Source organism: Mesorhizobium sp. M4A.F.Ca.ET.090.04.2.1 (genome assembly GCF_003999085.1).
Classification (GTDB): Bacteria; Pseudomonadota; Alphaproteobacteria; order Rhizobiales; family Rhizobiaceae; genus Mesorhizobium.
The window spans coordinates 1-1,592 of record NZ_RZOT01000817.1 but is presented as its reverse complement, the minus strand read 5'-3'; the positions used below and the strand labels follow the sequence as shown (position 1 = coordinate 1,592).

Sequence of the window (1,592 nt, the reverse complement as noted above, 5' to 3'; positions counted from 1 at the left end):
AGGCTGCCGGCGGCCAGATGCGCGCATGTCGCCGTCAGGTAATCGGTTCCGATCGACACCTTGAAGGGGAATGCCAGGACGGGTTCCAGCGCGCCACGCCGGAAAACCATCGACGATGTCGGCGCCCATATCCAGCCATAGCTATCGGGTCCGAAATAGGTCACCGGAAAATCCGACCGATAGGCGAGTCCGCCATGCTGTATGTGGGGTGGGATCATTGTCCCGCGCGCGTGCGCTTCCCTGCGCGGCAGCGCAAAGCTACTGGCCAGCAAGGCGCGCTCGCGATCGACGAGGAAAAGATCGGAGCTGGACAGCGACGCCGGCTGCGTCGCGTAGAGATGCGCCGACAGATGCGCGAGCAGGAAGTCCGGCAGCCAGATGTCGTCGGAATCGAGAAACGCCACGAAATGCGCGTCGCTTGCTGCAAAGCCGTCGCGGAACGCGGCGAGTTGGCCGCCGTTTTGCGGCCGCGCCAGGAGGCGCAGGCGCGGATCGCCGATCTTTTCAAGCAGCGCACGGATATGATCGGCCGAGCCGTCGGCCGAGGCATCGTCGACGATCACGCAGTCCCAATTGCGATAGGTCTGTGCCAGAACCGAGCGGATCGCGTCCTCGACATAGGCGCGATAGTTGTGACTGGTGATGACCACGCTGACACGCGGGAGCGTGAACGGCGATTTATCTTCCATCTGTTCGGCCTCGCCGCGTAATCGATCGGCGCATGTTTATCCGGGTGCGCGGTCTCCTTGCAACACGCGCCCGGACTTGGGCTGTGCCTTAGGCGGCAGCCAGCAGGCTGGCATTGCCGCCCGCCGCCGTGGTGTCGACGCAGACGGCGCGCTCATGCGCATAGGCAGCCGGATTGAGCACCTCGCTGACCAGCGGCACGATCGGGCCGGCGCGCTCGGCGATAACCTTGCGCACGATGCGCGCCGCCTCCGGCGTGCCTGAGAATGCGACGACATCGACGCGCAGTGCGCGCGCCTCGACGGGGTCCGGCCGGCCGTCTATGGCGGCGATCGGCAGGCCCTTGCCGGTTAGCGCCGACAGCGCCGCCGGCGCGCCCGGCGCCACCGCGAGCACGGCGTTGCCGGCGGCAAGCGCCTGGATCGCCTGCGCCAGCAGCGTGTCCGTATCCGGACCGAGGCAGAGCACGCGGCCACGCGGTGCCAGCGACAGCGTGTTGGCCTCCCCCGTCGGACCCGGCAGGTCGACCTGACCGAAATCGATACTTGCCGCCGCGCCGATGGCGGCCGCGCCCTTGCCGCGCAGGTGCTTCCGCAGGATCGCCACCCGGTCGGGCCGCGTCGACCAGCCGCCGAGCGTCGGATCGGGCAGATTGTCGGCAAGTTCGGTTGCCGTCACCTTGTGGCCCTCGGCGACATGCGTGCCTGCCTCCGGCCCCTTGCGGAAGCGCCGCAGGTAATGCGGCCCGCCGGCCTTCGGTCCCGTGCCCGAAAGCCCCTCGCCACCGAACGGCTGCGAGCCGACCACGGCGCCGATCTGGTTGCGGTTGACATAGATGTTGCCGGCATGGATGCCGTCGACGCAATGCTGGACGCGGCCTTCAATGCGCGTGTGCAGGCCGAAGG

At 68.0% G+C, this 1,592-nt stretch carries 2 protein-coding genes; both read right to left on the bottom strand.

What is annotated here, in order from left to right; translation table 11 throughout:
• The coding region (locus EN781_RS32175) for a glycosyltransferase (protein ID WP_127400711.1) at positions 1-689 on the bottom strand (689 nt) is incomplete at its 3' end.
• Between the two features lie 88 nt (positions 690-777).
• The coding region (locus EN781_RS32170; protein ID WP_127400710.1) for an aldehyde dehydrogenase family protein at positions 778-1,592 on the bottom strand (815 nt) is incomplete at its 5' end.